At 41.2% G+C, this 20,818-nt stretch carries 20 protein-coding genes; 6 read left to right on the top strand and 14 right to left on the bottom strand.

What is annotated here, in order from left to right; all coding sequences use genetic code 11:
• Positions 1 to 3: 3 nt before the first annotated feature.
• Genes cobA through hemA form a run of 4 tightly spaced genes read right to left on the bottom strand, consistent with a single transcriptional unit; the run spans position 4 to position 4,085 of the window.
• Positions 4 to 1,488 (bottom strand): uroporphyrinogen-III C-methyltransferase, encoded by a 1,485-nt coding sequence (gene cobA, locus RBATCC27255_RS07610; protein WP_101029435.1) that lies wholly within the window; start codon positions 1,486 to 1,488, stop codon positions 4 to 6.
• A complete protein-coding gene (gene hemC / locus RBATCC27255_RS07615) occupies positions 1,481 to 2,341 on the bottom strand; it encodes a hydroxymethylbilane synthase (RefSeq protein WP_101029436.1) in 861 nt (286 codons plus the stop codon). The genes cobA and hemC overlap by 8 nt, the downstream gene beginning before the upstream one ends.
• Positions 2,338 to 2,946 (bottom strand): precorrin-2 dehydrogenase/sirohydrochlorin ferrochelatase family protein, encoded by a 609-nt coding sequence (locus RBATCC27255_RS07620; protein ID WP_101029437.1) that lies wholly within the window; start codon positions 2,944 to 2,946, stop codon positions 2,338 to 2,340. The genes hemC and RBATCC27255_RS07620 overlap by 4 nt, the downstream gene beginning before the upstream one ends.
• A complete protein-coding gene (gene hemA / locus RBATCC27255_RS07625) occupies positions 2,946 to 4,085 on the bottom strand; it encodes a glutamyl-tRNA reductase (protein ID WP_101029438.1) in 1,140 nt (379 codons plus the stop codon). The genes RBATCC27255_RS07620 and hemA overlap by 1 nt, the downstream gene beginning before the upstream one ends.
• 323 nt (positions 4,086 to 4,408) lie before the next feature.
• On the opposite strand from hemA, the gene RBATCC27255_RS07630 reads away from it, so the two are divergent.
• Complete coding sequence (locus RBATCC27255_RS07630; protein ID WP_101029439.1) at positions 4,409 to 5,161, top strand: tRNA threonylcarbamoyladenosine dehydratase; 753 nt, start codon at positions 4,409 to 4,411, stop codon at positions 5,159 to 5,161.
• Positions 5,162 to 5,259: 98 nt separating this feature from the next.
• On the opposite strand, the gene RBATCC27255_RS07635 is transcribed toward RBATCC27255_RS07630, so the two are convergent.
• From RBATCC27255_RS07635 to RBATCC27255_RS07650, 4 genes are all read right to left on the bottom strand, one after another.
• Positions 5,260 to 6,318 (bottom strand): sulfate/molybdate ABC transporter ATP-binding protein, encoded by a 1,059-nt coding sequence (locus RBATCC27255_RS07635; RefSeq protein ID WP_101029440.1) that lies wholly within the window; start codon positions 6,316 to 6,318, stop codon positions 5,260 to 5,262.
• A complete protein-coding gene (gene cysW, locus RBATCC27255_RS07640; protein WP_101029441.1) occupies positions 6,318 to 7,139 on the bottom strand; it encodes a sulfate ABC transporter permease subunit CysW in 822 nt (273 codons plus the stop codon). Before cysW ends, RBATCC27255_RS07635 begins: the two co-directional genes overlap by 1 nt.
• 1 nt (position 7,140) lies before the next feature.
• Positions 7,141 to 7,989: a sulfate ABC transporter permease subunit CysT gene (gene cysT / locus RBATCC27255_RS07645; protein WP_101029442.1), complete on the bottom strand. Its 849-nt coding sequence runs from the start codon at positions 7,987 to 7,989 to the stop codon at positions 7,141 to 7,143.
• An 85-nt stretch (positions 7,990 to 8,074) separates the two neighbouring features.
• Positions 8,075 to 9,115: a sulfate ABC transporter substrate-binding protein gene (locus tag RBATCC27255_RS07650; RefSeq protein ID WP_046432469.1), complete on the bottom strand. Its 1,041-nt coding sequence runs from the start codon at positions 9,113 to 9,115 to the stop codon at positions 8,075 to 8,077.
• Positions 9,116 to 9,647: 532 nt separating this feature from the next.
• On the opposite strand from RBATCC27255_RS07650, the gene rbr reads away from it, so the two are divergent.
• A complete protein-coding gene (rbr, locus tag RBATCC27255_RS07655) occupies positions 9,648 to 10,193 on the top strand; it encodes a rubrerythrin (protein WP_101029443.1) in 546 nt (181 codons plus the stop codon).
• Between the two features lie 86 nt (positions 10,194 to 10,279).
• Here rbr and RBATCC27255_RS07660 read toward each other — a convergent pair whose 3' ends face one another.
• On the bottom strand, positions 10,280 to 11,254 hold the full coding sequence (locus RBATCC27255_RS07660) for a Gfo/Idh/MocA family protein (RefSeq protein WP_101029444.1): 975 nt from the start codon (positions 11,252 to 11,254) through the stop codon (positions 10,280 to 10,282).
• A gap of 63 nt (positions 11,255 to 11,317) precedes the next feature.
• Complete coding sequence (locus RBATCC27255_RS07665) at positions 11,318 to 11,710, bottom strand: hypothetical protein (RefSeq protein ID WP_101029445.1); 393 nt, start codon at positions 11,708 to 11,710, stop codon at positions 11,318 to 11,320.
• A gap of 435 nt (positions 11,711 to 12,145) precedes the next feature.
• Between RBATCC27255_RS07665 and RBATCC27255_RS07670 the strand changes: the two genes are divergently transcribed.
• The 4 genes from RBATCC27255_RS07670 to RBATCC27255_RS07685 all read left to right on the top strand — a co-directional run bounded on the left by RBATCC27255_RS07670 (position 12,146) and on the right by RBATCC27255_RS07685 (position 16,185).
• On the top strand, positions 12,146 to 13,597 hold the full coding sequence (locus tag RBATCC27255_RS07670) for an MATE family efflux transporter (RefSeq protein ID WP_242958592.1): 1,452 nt from the start codon (positions 12,146 to 12,148) through the stop codon (positions 13,595 to 13,597).
• Between the two features lie 177 nt (positions 13,598 to 13,774).
• Positions 13,775 to 15,025 carry a chloride channel protein gene (locus RBATCC27255_RS07675; RefSeq protein WP_101029446.1) on the top strand — a complete coding sequence of 417 codons (1,251 nt, stop codon included), beginning with the start codon at positions 13,775 to 13,777 and terminating at the stop codon, positions 15,023 to 15,025.
• A gap of 83 nt (positions 15,026 to 15,108) precedes the next feature.
• On the top strand, positions 15,109 to 15,471 hold the full coding sequence (locus RBATCC27255_RS07680) for a CPBP family glutamic-type intramembrane protease (protein WP_242958608.1): 363 nt from the start codon (positions 15,109 to 15,111) through the stop codon (positions 15,469 to 15,471).
• A gap of 147 nt (positions 15,472 to 15,618) precedes the next feature.
• Positions 15,619 to 16,185 carry a GNAT family N-acetyltransferase gene (locus tag RBATCC27255_RS07685; protein WP_101029447.1) on the top strand — a complete coding sequence of 189 codons (567 nt, stop codon included), beginning with the start codon at positions 15,619 to 15,621 and terminating at the stop codon, positions 16,183 to 16,185.
• A gap of 87 nt (positions 16,186 to 16,272) precedes the next feature.
• On the opposite strand, the gene RBATCC27255_RS07690 is transcribed toward RBATCC27255_RS07685, so the two are convergent.
• From RBATCC27255_RS07690 to RBATCC27255_RS07705, 4 genes are all read right to left on the bottom strand, one after another.
• Positions 16,273 to 17,556, bottom strand: coding sequence for an alpha-amylase family glycosyl hydrolase (locus RBATCC27255_RS07690; RefSeq protein WP_101029448.1), 1,284 nt, complete (start codon positions 17,554 to 17,556; stop codon positions 16,273 to 16,275).
• 13 nt (positions 17,557 to 17,569) lie between these two features.
• On the bottom strand, positions 17,570 to 18,265 hold the full coding sequence (locus tag RBATCC27255_RS07695) for a flavodoxin family protein (RefSeq protein ID WP_101029449.1): 696 nt from the start codon (positions 18,263 to 18,265) through the stop codon (positions 17,570 to 17,572).
• A gap of 169 nt (positions 18,266 to 18,434) precedes the next feature.
• Positions 18,435 to 19,646, bottom strand: coding sequence for an iron-containing alcohol dehydrogenase (locus RBATCC27255_RS07700; protein ID WP_101029450.1), 1,212 nt, complete (start codon positions 19,644 to 19,646; stop codon positions 18,435 to 18,437).
• A gap of 166 nt (positions 19,647 to 19,812) precedes the next feature.
• Positions 19,813 to 20,724, bottom strand: coding sequence for a LysR family transcriptional regulator (locus RBATCC27255_RS07705; RefSeq protein ID WP_101029451.1), 912 nt, complete (start codon positions 20,722 to 20,724; stop codon positions 19,813 to 19,815).
• Positions 20,725 to 20,818: the final 94 nt, after the last annotated feature.

Raw genomic sequence — 20,818 nt, forward strand, 5'->3', positions numbered from 1 at the left:
TATTTAGCCTTCTTTCAAAGTTACTTCCTTGATTATAGTTTTCAAAATTCCGTCTGTGTCCTTCGTTTTTGCAATCTTGAACGAATTTACGCCGTGACTTTCAAGTGCCTCGGCGGTAATTTCACCTATGCATACAACGGAAGTTCTGTCGGAAATAGTTGCTCCGCCGTCAAAAAATGTGTTCACACCCGACGCACTCGCAAAAGTAATAAAATCGGTATCAACAACGGAATTATCCTGTTTTTTCTCAAGCTGAATGTCATAGGTTTTGACATCGTCAAAATCAATGTTGTTATCAGCCAAAATCCGAGTGAGTTCGGGCGAACCGTTTTCGGCACGCAGAATCAATACTTTTTCGCCGCTTTTCACTGTTTTTGCAAGCAAAATTCCAAGTTCACGGGTTGTGTAGACATTCGGAATACAGTCGGCAAAAATTCCGTACTTTTCAAGTACAGCCGCTGTTCCCGAACCAATCACCGCAAACTTAATATTTGCAAAACTGCGGATATCCTTTTTCAGCTTACGCAGTCGGCTCATAAAAATTTCTGCACCGTTCATACTTGTAAGCACCACATAATCGTAGCCGTCAATGCCGTTTATTGCATTGTCAAAAGCTTCGTTGTCATGATATTCAATCACCTTTAAAAGGTCATGCCTTTTGACCTCCGCACCCGAAAGCGTGAGCATTTTGCCGAGTTTGTCGGAGAGCTTTCTCGTACCCGTAACGGTAACGGAAACATTTTTCAAAGATCTTGTAATTGTGGGGGCAAAGTCAAATTTTGCGGTTTCGCCAACCACTATAACGGCAGGCGGAACAATCTCTGCGGATTTAACATTTTCGCAGATTGTCGAGAGAGTTCCCCTCATGGTCTGATTTTTTGCACAAGCACCGTTTGACACAACTGCAACGGGAGTATCCTCCGATTTACCGTTCTGAATAAGATTTTCCACAATGTCGGGGAGGTTTCTCAAGCCCATAAGAAAGACAAGCGTTCCGTCGGTTTCGGCACATTTCTTTATATTTTCGGGCAGGGTGTCCTGTGCCGTATGTCCCGTGATTATATGAACACTTCGGCTCAGATTTCTGTGTGTAACAGGGATTCCCGCAAGTTCGGGAACGGCAATCGAGGAAGAAATTCCGGGTACAATGTCAAACGGAATATCGGCACTTTTGAGGGTTTCAATCTCCTCTCCGCCTCTGCCGAACACGAACGGATCGCCGCCCTTAAGACGGACAACCGTTTTGCCCTCTCTCGCCTTTTCAACAAGGATTTCGTTAATATTTTTCTGCTTTTCGCTGTGTCTGCCCGAACGCTTTCCAACGCAGATTTTTTCAGCCGTTTCGGGTGCAAAACCGAGCAATGACACATCTATAAGGCTGTCGTAAACAAGCACATCGCAATGTCTGATATACTCCGCACCACGCATTGTTATCAGGTCAAAATCGCCGCATCCCGCACCGACAATATACACTCTTCCGTTACTCAATTTCGCTCACCAGCCTTTTTGCAAGTTTGATTCTGTTTGAAATTTCATCTGTTCCGCTGACTGTTTTTTTGCAGTCGGCAGACAGAGAAAGCGTTATCCTGTCGTTTTCAACCTTTGAAATTGCACCGACGGGAGTTGAACAATCGGCATTGAGGCTGAGCAGAACCTGTCTTTCGGTTTCAAACGAAAGCATTGTATTTTTGTCGCTGATTTCAGCGAGCATTTTGGAAACCTCGCTGTTTTTTCTGCTTTCAATCGCAACTATTCCCTGACACGGTGCAGGGAGAAATTCATCGGTATCAAACGGAGTTACCGTGTAATCCTCACCGTTGCAAAGGTCAAGTCTTTCAAGCCCTGCCTTTGCAAGCACAAGAGCATCGTACTCACCGTTCAACAGCTTTTTAAGTCGGGTGTCAACATTGCCCCTTATATCCTTGAATTTTGCATTAGGATAGATTTTCTCCGCAAAAAGCTTTCGTCTTAAACTGCCTGTTCCGATGACAAAGCCGTCCTTTGTTTCAAAATTGTTGCGTGTGACAAAAACATCGCCATAGCTGCCCCTTGGCAACACGGCGGAAATTTCAAGTCCGTCTGCAATTTTTGTCGGCAAGTCCTTTGCGCTGTGAACGGCAACATCTGTTTCTCCGTTCAAAAGTGACATTTCAAGCTCCTTGATGAACACACCTTTTCCGCCTAAAGCTACAAGCGGTTTGTCAAGGGTTTTGTCGCCTGTTGTCGAAATGTAAACCGTTTCAATTTCAACATTCGGAAAACGGTTTTTCAACGTTTTTATTAACATTTCGGTTTGTGCAAGGGCAAGCCTGCTTTTTCTTGTTCCGATTTTTATCGTCATTGTTCGTATTCCTCAATCAAATTTTCAACAGTTTTTTCATCGGGTTCAAGTCCCGAAAGGCAAAGCGAAAGAAGCTGTTCAAAAATCTTCCTTCTGTCATCTTCCTTTTCAACTTTTTCCTTAATTATCGGGCGATATTTCCACAAAACCTCGGTTGTGTTTTCGTTCATACTTTCAAGGATTCCCACAAAAAGCTCTTTAAGATATTTTGCGTAAATCGGACTTTTGCCCGATGTTGTAATTCCTGCCGTTATGCCGTTTTTGCTTGCAATTGCAGGAAAAATAAATCCGCATTTTTCCTTATCGTCAACTGTGTTGACAAGAATATTTTTCTCATTACAAAGCTGAAAAATTTTGCCGTTGAGCGTTTCATCATCGGTTGCGCTGATAACGCAAAACACACCGTCAAGGTCGCTGTCACAAAATCTGCGGTCAATGATTTTCACATTCAAAGCCTTGATTTCATCGCAGATTTTCGGGGCAACAACGGTTATGTCCGGCGAGAACGGCATCAACTTTTCAATCTTTCTGAGTGCAACCGTACCGCCGCCGACTACGAGTATTTTTTTATTTTCAATGTCAATATAAAACGGGAAATATGCCATTAGTTATTCTCTCCGCACTTTCTGTAGATTTCAAGAATTCTTGCAAATTCTTCTGCCGAAACATCGGATTTCAGCTTATAAATGAATTTTTCCGAAAAATCTGACGGCATTGCGTTTTTCACAGACTGCATACACGGCAGAAATTCGTGAAAGGCAAGGTCTTTTTTGAGAACTTCAATTTCCTCAAAAATTATTTCTTTTGCACTTTCAACGCTGTCGAGTTTGAGAGCATTGTTCTCGTTTGCAAGCTGTTTTATGCAGTCAATATTAATGAGCCTTACACCGCTTATTTTGGGGATACTTTCGTCAATGTCGGGCGGTACGGCAAGGTCAATAAACAGCCTTGATTTTTCGGTTTTTATATTGTTTTTTAAATCATAATATGTAACCGTGTAATGCGGTCCGCTTGTGGCACTGATTACGCAGTCTGCAAAATCAAACGCTTTGTATCTTTCGTCATAATCAATCACATTCGCACCCGTATTTTCAAAAACAGTTTCTGCTTTGTGCTTTCGTGAGGTCACGGTAACGCTTATACCTTTGTGCGACAAAAGATTTTTCACAACGGTTGAGCCGACCTTGCCTGTTGCACCGATTACAAGGACATTCAGCTCACCGTCTTTGAATTTTGCCGCCTCGTTTGACGCAAGAGTTGCAACGGAAACCGATGTTTTTGAAATGGCGGTTTCGGTCTTGATTTTTTTTGCACAGGCAACAGCCGCCTGAACGCACATATTAAGCTCATATGCAACCGTGCCGTTGTCCTTTGCAAAGGCGTAGGCTCGCTTTAGCTGACCGAGTATTTCATCTTCACCGATAACCATTGATTCAATTCCGCCTGCCACCCTGAAAAGATGGAGCAAAGCCCTGTCACCGTAGAAAAGACAGATGTACTTTTTTAGTTCGTCAAAATCAATTCCTGAAAAATCCGAAAGAACGGTTTCAACCGTTTTCACAGATGATTCGTCACCGCAAAAATAAACCTCGGTTCTGTTGCAGGTGCAGAGAATCAAACACTCGCTGATATTTTCAGAATAATAAAGTTCGTCAAGAAATGTCTTTTTTTGCTCATCGGGAAAGGCAAGCTTCTTTCTCACAACCACATTTGAAGTTTTGTGACTTACGCTCAGGCAGTACATAAAAAATTCGCTCCGTTACAAATAAAATCCGACAGTAAAATACACTTTTAAAGTTATTTTATTACTGCCGACAGCTATTGTCAATTAAAGTTAGTCAGTTATTTCACCACTAAACCTATCTGTTTGGTATGTTTTTGATTATACTACATTCACCATTCTATGTCAATAAATTTCGGGTTTTGCTTGACAAAAACAGTGATTACAATATAAACTATACAAAGATACCTCCCGTCAGCAAACAGCGGGAGTTTTATTCCGATGTAAATACTTATTGTACCGATAGAAATACTAAATGATTTGAATATGTATTAAGGAGCGTTTTTATGCTTAATCAGTTTTCAAGAACACAGCTTTTGATTGGCAAAGAAGCTATGGACAGGCTTTCAAAAACAAGAGTTGCAATTTTCGGAATCGGCGGTGTAGGCGGATACACGGCGGAGGCTCTTGCAAGGAGCGGAGTCGGCGAGCTTGACCTTATTGACGATGACAAGGTGTGCCTTACAAACATCAATCGCCAGATTTTTGCAACAAGAAAAACAGTAGGCAAATACAAGGTTGATGTTGCAGAGGAAAGGCTCAAGGACATCAATCCCGACATAATCATCAACAAACACCAGACCTTTTACACTCCCGAAACCTCGGAAAAATTCGACTTTTCAAAATACGACTATGTAGTTGACGCAATTGACACGGTAACAGGCAAAATTGAGCTTGTTATGCAAGCCAACAAAGCCAAGACGCCTATCATCTGTTCAATGGGAGCAGGCAACAAGCTTGATCCTACAGCGTTTGAGGTTGCCGACATTTACAAAACCTCGGTCTGTCCTCTTGCAAGGGTTATGAGACACGAACTCAAAAAGAGAGGTATCAAAAAGCTGAAGGTTGTTTATTCAAAGGAAAAGCCTATCACACCCGTTGACGATATGGCAATAAGCTGTAAAACAAATTGCATATGCCCTCCCGAAACTGAAAGAAAATGCACCCAACGCAGACAGGTTCCCGGCAGTACCGCATTTGTTCCGTCGGTTGCAGGTCTTATCATAGCCGGCGAAGTTATCAAGGACTTGATTAAGTAAATATAATTTTTAACAACGCAAAGCACCGAGAGAAATTACCCTCGGTGCTTTGCTTGTTTTTATAGGATTTTTTACAGTTGATATCGTGATTAAACAGATTAGATGATAACCGATTCTTCCTGAAGTGATTTGTTACGGAGGATCTGAACCTCATCGCCTTTGGTAATGAAAAGCCGATAAAGAAATACATTGACCTTTTCTCCGACGGTAATCGGAGTTTCGTCAAGTCCTCTGTACGCATAAACCGTGCCTCCGTCACATTTTACGGCAATTTCGATATTGTCACCTCTGAATGAAGTCTTTATAACCTCGCCGACGGATACAGACGCTTTTTGTGCAGTTGTTTCGCTGAGCTTTGTCACCTTTACAAATTCGGGACGGATAACTGCACGGTCAACATTATCGACAACATCAAAGGTCTTGAACTTTGTATAATCGTCAAGCGTAGTAGTCTGACCGAAAAATGATGCGGAAAATGCGGTTTCGGGATGCTGATAAATGTCAATCGGCGAGCCTATCTGTTCAATTCTGCCCTTGTTTGTAATTATGATTTCATCGGCAACCTCAATAGCCTCGCTCTGATCGTGAGTTACAAATATACTTGTAACGCCGAGCCTTTCAATCATATCCTTAAGCCATGAGCGAAGCTCCTGCCTAACCTTTGCGTCAATTGCGGCAAATGGTTCGTCAAGCAGAAGAAGATTCGGGTTTGGCGCAAGCGCTCTTGCAAAGGCAACACGCTGTTTTTGACCGCCCGAAAGCTGGCTTGGATAACGCTTTTCAAGTCCTTCAAGACCGATAAGCTTTACAAGCTCGTTTACTCTTTCCTTGATAAATTTCTTGCTCTTTTTCTGAATTTTCAGACCGAAAGCAATGTTATCAAAAACTGTCATATATCTGAAAAGAGCGTAGTTTTGGAATACAAAGCCTATGCCTCTTTTGCTTGCGGGAATATCGTTGACAACCTTTCCGTCAATTACAATTTCGCCGCTGTCGGGATTTTCAAGTCCTGCAATCATACGAAGAATTGTTGTTTTGCCGCTGCCCGAAGGACCGAGAAGTCCGATAAGCTTACCCTTTTCAATACCAAAGTTTACATTGTCGGATGCCTTGTAGTCACCGAAAGTTTTATTTATATTTTTAAGCTCAACATACATTACGCATCCTTCTTTCCTTTGTATTCAACCACACTTCTGATAATCAAAATTGCAATCGCCATAAGCACAAGTATTGATGAAACCGCAAATGCGGGAACATACTTGAACTCGTTGAACAAAATTTCAACATGGAGAGGAAGTGTGTTTGTTTTTCCTCTTAAATGTCCCGAAATTACCGAAACTGCACCAAATTCACCCATTGCTCTTGCGGCACAGAGTACAACTCCGTAAAGGAATGCCCATTTTATGTGCGGAAATGTTATTTTTCTGAAAATTGTTGTGCCTTTTGCACCCATAAGTGCGGCGGCTTCTTCCTCATCCGTACCCTCGGATTCAAGCACGGGAATAAGCTCCCTTGAGATGAACGGGAATGTTACAAACACGGTTGCAAGGATAATTCCCGGAACGGCAAAGGTAACCTTGATTCCAAGTTCGCTTAAAAGCGGATATATCGGGCTTTGTCTGCCGAATGTGAGTACAAATATAAGACCTGCGATTATGGGCGAAACCGTTACGGGGAGGTCGATGAGTGTTGTAAGAAGTTTTTTGCCCTTGAATCTGAACTTTGTAATTGACCAGGCGGCAAAAATTCCGAATACCGTATTGAACAGTACCGCAAACACAGTTGCCTCAACAGTAAGCACAATTGCCTTTACCGTGTAATCATCGCTGACAGCCTGCCAGAACACCTCTGCACCGCTTTTGAAAGCCTCGCAGATTACCGTAACAAGAGGAAGAACGAGCATTACGAATACAAATAAAAGCGCAATGCCTATGAGTATGTACTTTACAACCTTTGAACGCTTTGTTTCTTCGTACATTTTATCTTCCCCCTTTCAGAATTTTTGCATTCCTGTGCTGAACCATATTTACAAGGAACAAAATCCAAAAAGATGCGGCAAGCATTACAAGTGCGATTGCCGTTGCACTTTTGTAGTCATATTCCTGCAGCTCCGACATAATGATAAGCGGAGTGATTTCTGTTTCAAACGGCTTGTTGCCTGCAATAAAAACAACCGAACCGTACTCACCAAGACATCTTCCGAATGCAAGACCAAAGCCTGTGAGAACCGAGGGAAGAATTTCGGGAAGAATAATTTTTCTGAAAATTCTGAATCTGCCCGCACCCATAACTCCTGCCGCCTCTTCATAAACAGGATCAAGCTTTTCAAGAACAGGCTGAACTGCTCTTGTTACAAAAGGTATTCCCACAAATACAAGTGCAACCGTAATACCAACTCTTGTGTAGGCAATGCTTATGCCGAACTTTGCAAAAAATCCACCGATAAGACCTGTGTCGGCAGTCAGAGAAGTAAGTGCAATGCCTGCAACCGCTGTCGGAAGTGCAAACGGAAGTTCAATCATACCGTCAAGAATTCTTTTGCCCGGGAATTTGTAACGAACAAGCACCCACGCAAGAATTACACCCATAACGGCATTGATGAGAGATGCAATAAATGCGGTTATAAAACTAACCTTGTAGCTTGCAAGCACTCTTTCACGGGTGATTGCCTCCCAAAATTCAGAGGGGCTCATCTGTGCCGTATAAATAACGAGAGCGGCAAGAGGAATCAGCACAACAAGGCTTAATAATGTAATTGTTACACCCAAAGAAAGACCGAAGCCCGGGATTACTCTTTTTGCTTTTTTTGACTTTTTTGCCTGAACCATTATCACACCTGTTTCCCCTGTAAAATATCATCCGACATCAGACAGGATTGCCTATAAACTGCCTGATGTCATTTTTTAATCGGTTTTATTTTTTCTCGTAAATCTTATCGAAGATACCGCCGTCTGCAAAGTGCTTTTTCTGAGCCTCGTCCCAACCGCCGAAATCGTTGATTGTTACAAGGTTTATGTTGAGGTCGAACACATCGGAGTATTCCTTCAAAATTTCCTTATTATAAGGGCGGTAATAGTTATCGCCTGCAATACGCTGAGCCTCATCGCTGTAAAGATAACTTAAATACTCTGTTGCAACCTTTCGAGTGCCTCTTTGGTCAACCACTTCATCAACAACAGCAACAGACGGCTGTGCAAGAATGCTGACGCTCGGAGTAACGATTTCGTACTCGTCGGGATTGTCCTTGATTGAAAGGTACGCCTCATTCTCCCAAGCAAGAAGAACATCGCCCTGTCCGTTTTCTACAAATGAAGTTGTAGCACCTCTTGCGCCTGAGTCAAGCACAAGCACATTTTGATAAAGCTTTTTAATGAAATCTTCAATTTTTGCCTCATCACCGTTATATTTCTTGTCTGCATATGCCCAAGCGGCAAGGTAGTTCCATCTTGCACCGCCCGAAGTTTTCGGGTTTGGAGTGATAACGCCCACACCGTCTTTTGCAACATCGTCCCAATCCTTAATGTTTTTCGGATTACCTTTGCGAACAAGGAATACAATTGTTGAAGTGTATGGTGAAGAGTCATTGTCAAACTCATTTACCCAACCGTCCTCAATCAGACCTGCGTCACGAATTGCGTTTACATCGTATTCAAGTGCGAGTGTTACAACATCTGCCTCAAGACCGTTTGCAACCTCAAGAGCCTGTTTGCCCGAACCGCCGTGTGACTGGGTAACTTCAACATCCTGTCCTGTTTCTTCTTTCCAATGCTTTGCGAAAATCTTATTATATGATTCATAAAGCTCTCGTGTAGGGTCATACGAAACATTTGTTAATGTTACTTTTGAATCGTTTGTTGTATCTTTATTACCGCATCCTGTAAAGGCAACCGCTGACGCACCCAATACTGAAACTGCCAATACTGCCGATAATACTTTTGTTCTTAAATTTTTCATTTTGATTACCTCACTTTAAATTAATTTGATTTTAGATTCTGACAGGCAATTACATACAACAGTACGACTTGCCCCCAAATGAGGTACACATTCGTATTTTCTTCAGATTGTAAATGTTTTTCATAAGCGTCACCTTTTGGATTTTTGAGGTTATTTTGTTACCCTATAATTCCTATCAATTTACTATGTGTTTCTTTGAGAACTATTTTATACTGTACAGGGTGAAAAGTCAAGGTAAAATTTTCACACATCCAACACTTTAGCAAATTGCAACAATACACAAGCAATATTTTTCGCAAAAATAGTAATAAAATCGAAAAAACAGACATAAAATAACGGATAGGTATTTTCAAATGAAATATGCCTATCCTAAAAAAGAAATATTTTTTTGCGTAAATCTATTGACAAATCTATATAAAAAAGGTATAGTAGTATTAAATCAATAATGATTATTATTTTATTCAAAAATTAAATACACAAAGGCGTATTGATTATTTTAAATTTCAAAAATTAATTTAACGGAGGAAATATTATGGCTAAAACAACAAAGTATTCGGGAACACAGACAGAAAAGAACCTTGAGGCTGCTTTTGCAGGCGAATCGCAGGCTCGTAACAAATACACATATTTTGCATCTGTTGCCAAAAAGCAGGGCTTTGAGCAGATTGCAGACCTTTTCTTAAAAACGGCAGGCAACGAGAAAGAACACGCAAAAATGTGGTTCAAGGAGCTTAACGGAATCGGCGACACAGCCGAAAATCTTCTTGCCGCTGCCGAGGGCGAAAACTATGAGTGGACAGATATGTACGAAGATTTCGCTAAAACTGCCGAGGAAGAAGGCTTTACAGAGCTTGCACACAAGTTCCGCCTTGTTGCCGCAATCGAAAAGCACCACGAAGAAAGATACCGTGCATTACTCCGCAATGTTGAAACTGCAGAAGTTTTCAAGAGGAGCGAAATCAAGATTTGGGAATGCCGTAACTGCGGTCACATTGTTGTAGGCAAAGAGGCTCCCGAGGTTTGCCCCGTCTGCAACCACCCACAGAGCTATTTTGAAATCCACGCAGAAAACTACTAATTTTGATTTAATCAAATATATAAAGGAAACTCCACCGCATTTCACGGTGGAGTTTTGTGTTTAGTATCAAATTAAATTCAAAAAACCTACTCTTCTTCGGGATATTTCATGCCCCAGCTTTTGCGGATGTCGGTCATGATTTTCATAACATCCTTTGTGTAGTCAAGGTGCATAAGAGCCTTGTCGCCCTCTATCGCCTTTTCCATATCTTCAACCTCATAAAGCAAAGCGTCCTTTGTATGACCTGCCGAGATTGTTTCACAATGGCCGTCAGCCGTGTATGTAATCTTTGCCTCCATGCCTCTGGGATATTCAAAGATTTCAACATAACCCTTGTCAAACGAGATTGTGCCACGCTTTGGCTGTTTTGCGTGAAGCGAAAGAATGACAGTTGCCATTTCCTCCTCTTTATTCTTTAAAAGAATACTCGCTTGTTCGTCAACGCCTGTTTCGGCATATTTAACCTGCGACAACACATCGTTTGGGCATGAGCTCATAAACATACGAACAAACGAAAGCGCATACACGCCGATGTCAAGCATTGCACCGCCTGCAAGATTGCGGTTGAAAAATCGGTTGTTCATATTGTACTCTTTGTAACTGCCGAAATTCATCTGAATAAGCCTAAGCTCGCCAAGGTCACCTGAATTTACCTTTTCAAGAAGTGCCTTGTAAATCGGCATATGGAAAATTGTCATTGCCTCTGCAAGCACAACATGGTTTTTCTCTGCAAGAGAGATTGCCTCGTCAAGTTCATCTGAATTAAGCGTTATCGACTTTTCGCACAAAACATGCTTTCCTGCCGCAAGAGCCTTGCGAAGATATTTTATATGCGTGTTGTGCGGTGTGGAAATGTAAATTATGTCAACATTTTCGTCTTTAAACAGCTCGTCAATATCGTTGTAAACCTTTTCAATGCCGTACTTTTCGGCAAATGCAACCGCCTTTTCATGGGTACGGTTTGCAACGGAATAAAGTTTCTGTCCTCTGCTTTTGAGTGCGGCTGCAAGCTCATTTGCGATAACTCCGCAACCGAGTGTTGCCCAGTTGTAGTTTTTCATAAAAACACCTCCGTATATTTTTCGAGAAAAGTTTAACACACGGAAATGCGTCTGTCAACGGTATCAGATAGCTTTTCTCGTATCTGCTCCGTACTTTTTCATAATCTTGCGAAGTTCGTTATTTTCGCTTTTTGAAAGACTAAAATACATAAATCCGTGCTTAACAATTTCATCACCGTCACACGCAGGCATATATGTATTACAGCCTATTCTTATTGATGCCTTTTCGTCAAAACCGCACGAGGGTGAATCAAAATATGCGGATTTGCCCTCAAACATTTTCTTCACGGTTTTGGCATCTTCGGCAGACATCTTAGCGTCAACCTTGTCACAGTCCTCAACATCAAAATACACGGTAGGCTCACACGCATAGAAACTGATTTTCGGCACGGCAAATACTGCGGCGGCAACGCATAAAACAATTGCAACCACCATTACAGCAATCTTTTTCTTCATAACATTCACTCCTTTTCGCTAATCCCTTTAAACATATATTATATTAAGATTGTATCATTATAATTTAATCGGCATATACATCAATTTTAAAATCATTTATTTGTAGGTTAAAAAATTTTTCGTCAATGCTTACAAGAGAGCAATTTTACTTTTGTTGTTGAAGAGGCACAAATTGCATACAAATTCAAAGCCTTGCTTATTGAGAAAAATCGGTCTGAAAATATGCAGAAAAGCAGTTTTTACCATATTATAAAGGCATAAAAAGAAGAATTTTGACGAGGTGGTTATTGTAACTAAAATTGTGAGCAAAGTAAACTTTATGTTTATAAGGTATTTTGCTTGTTTATTTCAGGCAACAGGATTACAATAATTGTGGAAAATGGAAAAGAATGGTATTGTTTACAAAGATTATGTGATTGAAGAGGTTAGAAATTAATGAAGAAAGTCAAAAAAATGCCCTCACTTGCGTTTGCAAGTCTGTTTAAAAGAAACAAAGGTCAGAATACTGTAAAAGAAAAGCGACGGCGCTCACACCAGATAAATATGCTGGAAGGTCCGCTCGTAAAAAAAATTCTTCTTTTCACACTTCCGCTTGCAGGATCCAGTATTCTTCAACAGCTTTTCAACTCAACCGATGTTGCGGTGGTCGGCAGATTTTCAAGCAGTCAGGCACTTGCCGCAGTCGGAAGCAACGCTCCGCTCATCAATATGCTTGTGCTGTTATTCACGGGACTTTCGGTCGGCGCAAATGTTTTGATTGCACGATATATAGGTCAAAATGACCGTAAAAAGGTTTCGGAAGCTGTTCACACGGTAATAACACTTTCACTTATATGCGGATTTCTTCTTCTGATACTCGGTCAGGTTATTGCAGCACCGCTGTTAAGGCTGATGAACACACCGGATGATGTAATTGACCTTGCGGCAACATACCTGAGAATTTACTTTATGGGCATGCCGTTTGTAATGCTCTACAACTTTGGTTCGGCAATTTTGAGAAGTGTAGGCGACACAAGCCGTCCGCTCTACTGTCTTGTAATTTCAGGTATTGTAAATGTTCTTTTGAACCTCTTCTTTGTAATCGTCTGCGATATGAGCGTTGCAGGAGTCGGCATTGCAACAGTAATTGCCGACGGCATAAGCGCCGGACTTGTTATGATGTTCCTCATCAGAAACGAAGACGAGTCAATCAGAGTCAATCCAAAAAAACTTTCATTCAAGAAAGAACATCTCATTATGATTTTGAAAATCGGTGCTCCTGCAGGTATTCAGGGTATGGTTTTCTCAATTTCAAATGTATTCATTCAGACAGCCATAAACGGCTTCGGTTCACAGGCGGTTGCAGGCTCATCGGCTGAACTCAACTTCGAGTACATTACATACTATATAGTAAGTGCGTTCAGCCAGGCAGCCGTTACATTCACAAGTCAGAACTACGGCGCACTTCAATTTGACAGATGCAAAAAGGTGTTTAGGCTTTGTATGCTTTTCAGCTGTATTTTCACAGGCTGTGTGAGCGTTATATTCATGCTCGGAAGCGGATTTTTCATCACCTTCTTCACAACCGACCCCACCGTTATCAAGTACGCAATCATCAGAATGGCGATTGTTATGCTCCTTGAGCTTATGACAGGTTCATACGAAATCAGCGGCGGTGCGCTCAGAGGAATCGGACATTCACTCCTCCCTGCAATCCTCACAATCTTCGGTTCTGTTGTGTTCAGAATCATCTGGCTCTTCACGGTATTCAAGGCATTCCACACCTATGATATGCTACTTATGGTTTACCCCGTTTCATGGATTATCACAGGCACATCCGTTTTGATTGCCTACTTCATCATCAGAAAAAGAGAATTCAAAAAGGTAAGCGCCGCTTTTGAAATTTAAAATCAAATAGATTTTTATGGCTGACATCGGCATTGGTGTCAGCTGTTTTTGTTTAGAAGAGGCTCTAAAATTAAAAAAATAATAAAAAGCAATTATTTCGTACTTTTTGTGCGGAATAATTGTTTTTTTGCTGTGTTTTATGTTATAATCCAATTATAAACACACGGAGGTGCGACAATGACTAAACGGACTGTTGCCAACAATTTTTTATACTACATTTTTTGCGGATTCAGCGGTGCGGTTACTTCGCTGATAGTATGGCTGTTTCTAAAACTTATGGGTTTGGGAATCGGTCTTGTGTGGGATACAATTCCGTCAAATTTTGATTTCAAATTTTATCCGATTATCGTCTGTACGGCTGGCGGACTTATTCTCGGAATATGGCAAAAGCTGACAAATGCCGTTCCCGATGAACTTGACGAGGTTATGAAAAAGGTAAAAAAAGATAAATTTTACCCGTACAACAAGGTGCTTTTGCTCTGCATTTCGGCACTTTTGCCCCTTGTTTTCGGCGGAAGTCTCGGTCCTGAGGCAGGTTTGACAGGCGTTATCGTCGGACTTTGCTACTGGGCAGGAAGTCATATGAAAGACGCTAAAAGTAAAATTCCCGAACTAATGCAAATCGGCATAAGCGCAACCTTGAGTGCGGTATTCTACGCACCGCTTTTCGGTCTTGCATCGGTCAATGAAGAAAGGCTTGACAGCGAAGAAAAGCCTACCGATATCCGTTCAACAAAGCTTATTTCAAACATCATTGCCGTACTTTTTGCGGCGGGAACTCTGTTTTTGCTTAACTCCGTTTTCGGCGGAAGTATGGGACTTCCACGACTTGGTGGTTATAACATTACAAATTTTGAGCGTTTGTGGGGAATTCCTCTCGCACTTTTGGGCGCTGTATGCGGTTTTCTGTTTATCATATCTTCAAAGATTTTCGGAAAATTTTTCGCACTCATTCAGGGCAAGCTCGGCATTATTATCAGCACAACTCTCGGCGGAATTATCCTCGGTGTTATGGGTACATACCTCCCCCTCGCAATGTTTTCGGGCGAAGAAAGCATTACCGTTGTCAAGGAAAGCTTTGCCGAATTTGCACCGTGGATTCTCATTATCAGCGGTGTGCTGAAACTTGTTCTCACAAACATCTGCATAAAGTCGGGTTGGAAAGGCGGTCACTTCTTCCCCGTCATCTTCTGCGGAGTGAGCATCGGCTACGGTGTTGCAATGCTCGGCGGACTTGACACGGCATTTTGTGCGGCAGTCGTAACGGCAGGACTTCTCGGTGTCACAATGAAAAAACCGCTTGCCGTAACAATGCTCCTTTTGCTCTGCTTTGACGCAAGAGTTATTCCGTGGATTTTGCTCGCCGCATTCCTCGGAAGCATTATTCCGACTAAAATTTTCGGCAGTAATAAAAAGAAAGCTAAGTGAGCATATAAAAAACTGCTTTGCGAACCACCGTTTCCTTTGGAACGCATTGAAGAAATGACCGCTCTTATGGGTGGCGAGGTTTTATGCGTGAAGAATTTAACAGCAGATACTCGTTTATAAAATCGTCAATTTGTCAGGGACTTGTTTGGTGTTTTTGGCACACACTTTTGTGGATAGTTGATTCAGAATTTACTGATTTGAGGGCTATTCCCTACATCATTTCAAACATTGTCGTTATCACATCAATCACCGTTCTGATAAACATTTTTCTTGAAAGACACAACAATCTGATTTACTCTGTGCTTTTTCATTTTGGGTTTAACATAATTTATGTATTTCTCAATGCCGATATAATGTTCTTTGTGATACTGACAATTCTCTATTTAATCATTACTCCGTTTGCCGTGTTGTTCAGAAATAAGACTAAAATCCGCAACCAACGCTAACATTTCGGTTAAATTCAGTTGATAGACACGATCAAATTTTTAATGTAAAATTTGTAGGAAATTATTTTTTAATATGGTGAAAATTAGTTTTTCGCTTCAAAATAGTAAAAGAAAATAATATATACAACTTATTTTAGGAGGATAAATATGCTTACACATATCGGAACAGACACTATAGAAACAGAAAGATTGATACTCCGCAAATTCAAAATTTCAGACGACGAGGCTATGTTAAAATATTGGATTGCCGATAAAAAAATTCAGTCTCTGTATTCCGAACCTGTTTACACCACAAAAGCAGAAGTTGATGAACTTCTCGAAAAATATATCAATTCGTATCAAAAAAATGATTACTACCGTTGGGCAATCATAGAAAAAAATTCAGGTGAATGTATAGGTCAGATAGCATATTTTCTTGTTGACAGCAAAAATAATTTTGCCGAAATAGAATATTGCATAGGCTCTGATTTTCAATGCAAAGGATATGCTACCGAAGCAACGAAAGCAGTTATACAATATGGATTTGATAAAATTAATCTGCACAAGGTACAGATTTGTACAAAGACAATAAATAAACCTTCAAAGCGTGTCATAGAAAAATGCGGTTTTACATATGAAGGAACATTGCGTGATTACTTTTATATGGACGGAGAATATGTAGGTCGATTGTATTTTTCCATGTTAAAAAGTGAATTTGAATCAAAACAAAATTAAACAGGAACATTTATCTACACAACAACCTCCCTGCAATCGAATTTTGCCTTGCAGGGAGGTTGTATTATTCATATATGAAATTTTATTTTACTTGCGGATAATTATTGCTTTGCCGTTGCAATGAACCTTTCCGTTTGAAACCGTAACTGTTTCACCGCTGATTTCATTTTTATAGTCGCCGTCGGGGAGGTCAACTTTTACATCTGCTGACTTTGATTTAAGGCTGAAAATGCCGACTTTTTTGCTCTTGTTGTTGTCACGCTCAAGAATTGCAATATCGTTTTCATCGTCTGCATCAGCCTTGAAATAATCGTCATCATCAAGAACGGTTTTCTTGATTGTATCGAGCTTTGCAAAAAGGTTGCTTAAATCAATGCCTGTGTTGCGTGGGAAAACATCCTTGTCAAAAAGGCTTGGAGTTTCGTCACAACCGAACTCCTGACCGGCATAGATGAGAGTTGAACCCTTCAAGAAATACAGAAAAGCGGTGTAATTTTCAAGGTCGCTCCTGTTCTTTACATAATGGCAGATTCGTGGCTGATCGTGATTTTCAAGGCAACGCATTTTATCGTAATTCTGCGGATAAATTGCCTCCTGATAATTGAACATATCAAGATAATGTGAAAGAGATGTTTCGCCCTTCAAATATTTGTCGAAAACCTCACGGATATCGTAGTCATATTCCATATCAAAAGCGTCAAAAAGCTCATAGTCGCTTGCGGTATAAATTCCGCTCTTGCGAGATAACACATTGAAAGAGCTGTGTACGCTTTCGGCAAGCCAAATGCAGTCGGGATTTACCTTTGCAACAGCCTCTCTCGCCTGTTTCCAAAATTCAACGGGAACGAATGATGCAACATCGCAACGGAAGCCGTCAACAATTCTCGCCCACATAACGAGTGAATCAATCTGATACTGCCATAATTCTTTGTTGGAATAATCAAGGTCGATTATGTCGCTCCAATCACCGACTTTGTTGCCAAAATTGCCGTCCGACTTTCTGTAGAAAAACTCGGGATGTTCAACTGAAAGATTTGAGTCGGGCGAAGTGTGGTTATAGACAACATCAATGATGCACTTCATGCCCTTTGCGTGAATTTTTTCAACAAGGCTCTTGAAATCGTCCATTGTGCCGTATTCGGGATTTGTTGTGCGATAGTCCTTGTTTGCATAAGGACAGCCGAGAGAGCCTTTTTTATTCTTGACGCCAATCGGATGAATCGGCATAAACCAAATGATGTCCGTGCCGAGTGACTTTATTCTGTCAAGATCCTCTGCAACGGCATTAAATGTGCCGTCATTTGTGTGGTTGCGGACATAAACCGAATAAATAACCTTGTTTCTCAAGCTGATTTCAGTATTTTTTGCCATTTAAAACATCTCCTTATGTATTTTTCCACGGTCTGTTTTTACCGTTCCAACCTCGTTCTGCCCAGTAATTTTTATCGGCTTCATTCCAGCCGCTTTTCTGAATCATTCTCATAATAAAGAAAAAGCCTTTTGTTTTTAACCCTGCCTTAACTTTGCCGTTACTTTTCTTTACCTTATTGGCAATTGAGGTAGTCTTTTTGTCAATTTTCTTTTTGAGTCCATCGGTGACGCCTGAATAATTTGTTGCACGAACATTGACACCGTAACGATAAGTTTTTGGAACGCCCCAAAAGAACATACTGTCGGCGATATCCTTGTTGGCAGATTTTGTACCCGAACCTGCGGCTGTCGAAATTACAACCGCCTGCTTTGTGAACATTTTCTGTTCGGGACGGTGAACCATCCAACGATAACCGTAATGATCAAGAAATGCTTTCATTGAGCCTGTGCAATGATAAACATACACGGGCGTTGTGAAGATGAGTACATCAGCCTCGTCCATAGCCTCGGTAATCTTTTTCAGTCGCTCATAATGCGGACAAAGTGTTTCGGATTTTAGAAAACACTGCGTACAACCTACGCAAAAATCGCCGAAATCTCTCGGAAGAAAAAACTCCGTAACCTCACCGCCTAATTTATCGGCAACCTGCTTGCCAATATGATAGGTTGAGCCTTTATGGTTCTGACCGTTTATTACTGCAATTTTCATTTTATGTCACCAAATTCATCAATTTCAAGTCAATTTTAGCACAACAAAGCAATATTGTCCATATGATTTTTATGCCTTTTAAGAGCTTTTTAATGCGGATTTTTTATTAAAAAAACAGCTCCCCGAAAACGGAGAGCTGTGATAAGTACAAATAGATTTGTCAAACGAATCAGAAGTCGATTTCTGTATCGTAGTAGCAAGCCTTGAGAAGTTTTTCCATTTCTTCCTGATTTGGCTGGCGTGGGTTAGAACCTGTGCAAGCATCGGCAATCGCGTTCTTGGCAACTTCGGGGAGCTTTTCGAGGAATTCTTTTTCGTCGATAATGCTCTCGTCAGCCTTAACACCGCCCGGACCGTAGTTCTTAATGCCCTGCGGAATATTGAGCTGATCGTTCATTGAACGGAGTTCAGCGATGAGTGCGTCAACAAGTTCTTCTGTTGTTTCGCCCTTGAGGTTGATGAACTTAGCAATCTTAGCATAACGCTCAGCTGCAACAGGATCTTTTGAGTTATACTTGATAACCTTAGGCAGATACATAGCGTTTGCACAGCCGTGAATAATGTGACCGCCTGTGAAAGCCGCACCTGTCTTGTGAGCCATTGAGTGAACGATACCGAGCAGAGCATTTGAGAATGCCATACCTGCAAGGCACTGTGCATCGTGCATTTTATCACGGCAAGCCATGTCGCCCTCATAAGACTTCTTGAGGTTGTCGTGAATCATCTCAATTGCATGGAGTGCAAGCGGATCTGTGTACTCACAGTTGAGAGTTGAAACATAAGCCTCAATTGCGTGAGTCATAGCGTCCATACCTGTGTGAGCAGTAAGTTTAGCCGGCATTGTTTCGGCAAGTGCAGGATCAACGATAGCAACATCAGGTGTGATATTAAAGTCAGCAAGCGGATATTTGATACCCTTTGCATAGTCTGTGATAACTGAGAAAGCCGTAACTTCTGTTGCAGTACCCGATGTTGACGGGATAGCACAGAATTTAGCCTTTGTACGAAGTGTCGGGAAACTGAACGGAGTAATAATTTCCTCAAAGGTTGTGTTGGGATACTCATAGAATACCCACATAGCCTTTGCGGCATCAATCGGAGAACCGCCGCCCATTGCAACAATCCAGTCGGGTTCAAATTCACGCATAACAGCGGCACCCTTCATAACTGTTTCAACAGATGGGTCAGGCTCTACGCCCTCGATAAGCTTAACCTCCATACCTGCTTCTTTAAGATAGTCAACAGCCTTGTCAAGAAAACCGAAACGCTTCATTGAACCGCCGCCGACAACTACAACAGCCTTTTTGCCGGATAAATTTTTAAGACTTGAGAGAGCATCCTTACCATGATAGAGATCTCTCGGTAAAGTAAATCTGTACATTATAATTACCTCCTTAAAGGATATTTTGTCAACTTCTCCTTGACTACCGTAATTATAACACCGAAGATTTATAAAGTAAATACCTTTTTTGAAAATAATGTGTGTTTATTTTGTGAAATTTTCACTATAATTCTTTATTGGAATTTATATTAAAAAATATGCTCAATTACAGCCCGTAAATGTTGTCATCGCCCTTGGCATATTTCTTAACAGCCTCCATAAAAAGCTTTGCGGCAGGATTTGAAATATTCTTTTCCCATGCCATAACATAGGCTATGCTTGTGTCCGCATCATCAATAAGGTATGAATCGGTGTATTCGTCAGAAGTATACGCGGCAACCGAGGTTGGTATGACAGACACGCCGATTCCCGATGACGATGACACATATATGGAAACAAGATCGTCAAATGAATTTTCAATTTTCGGGGTTATGTGAAATGTACGGAACAAATCCATAATTTCCATATACACAATCGGAGCAACAGATTCCGAAAGTACCAGAATACTTTCGTCAGCCAATTCGGAAAGCTTAATGCTTTTTCTTCCGCTGAATTTTGAATTTTTCGCTGTTACAACGGACAAAGTTTCATTATGTGTAATGATTGATTCAATACCTGAGCTTTCGGGAACCATATCTCTCGGCATAAAGCAGAAGTCGTATTCACCGCCTGTGATTGCAAGTGTGCGGTCAGCCTCGTCAAGCTGTCGCACATCAATTGTAATTCCCGGATATTTTTCCGCAAAGTCGGCAATACATTTCGTCGGGAACGAAAGCGAGGTAACATCACAGCCGAGCGTAATTTTACCCTGACCTCCGTCATGCATCTGCTTGATAACGGTTTTTGCTTTCTTTAAAGTTTCAACAATTTCAATCGCATAGGGCAAAAGTGCCTTGCCCTCGCTTGTTATGATAACATCACGGTGAGATCGTGTAAAAAGCTGAACCCCAAACTCCTTTTCAAGGTCGCTTACATATCTGCTGACGGTTGACTGAGAAACATAGTTCCGCCTTGCCGCCTCTGAAAAGTTGAGCGTCTGAGCCACAGTTATAAAGCAATTGAGCTGATTTATATCCATAATAACCTCCGTTTTGACAATTTCCCGCAGTATTTTGTCGGTTTTTTTCAATATTATGCAAAACTGTAAATTTAAGACTGCCAAATCGTCATTT

The sequence above is a fragment of the Ruminococcus bromii genome, assembly GCF_002834225.1.
GTDB lineage: Bacteria > Bacillota > Clostridia > Oscillospirales > Acutalibacteraceae > Ruminococcoides > Ruminococcoides bromii.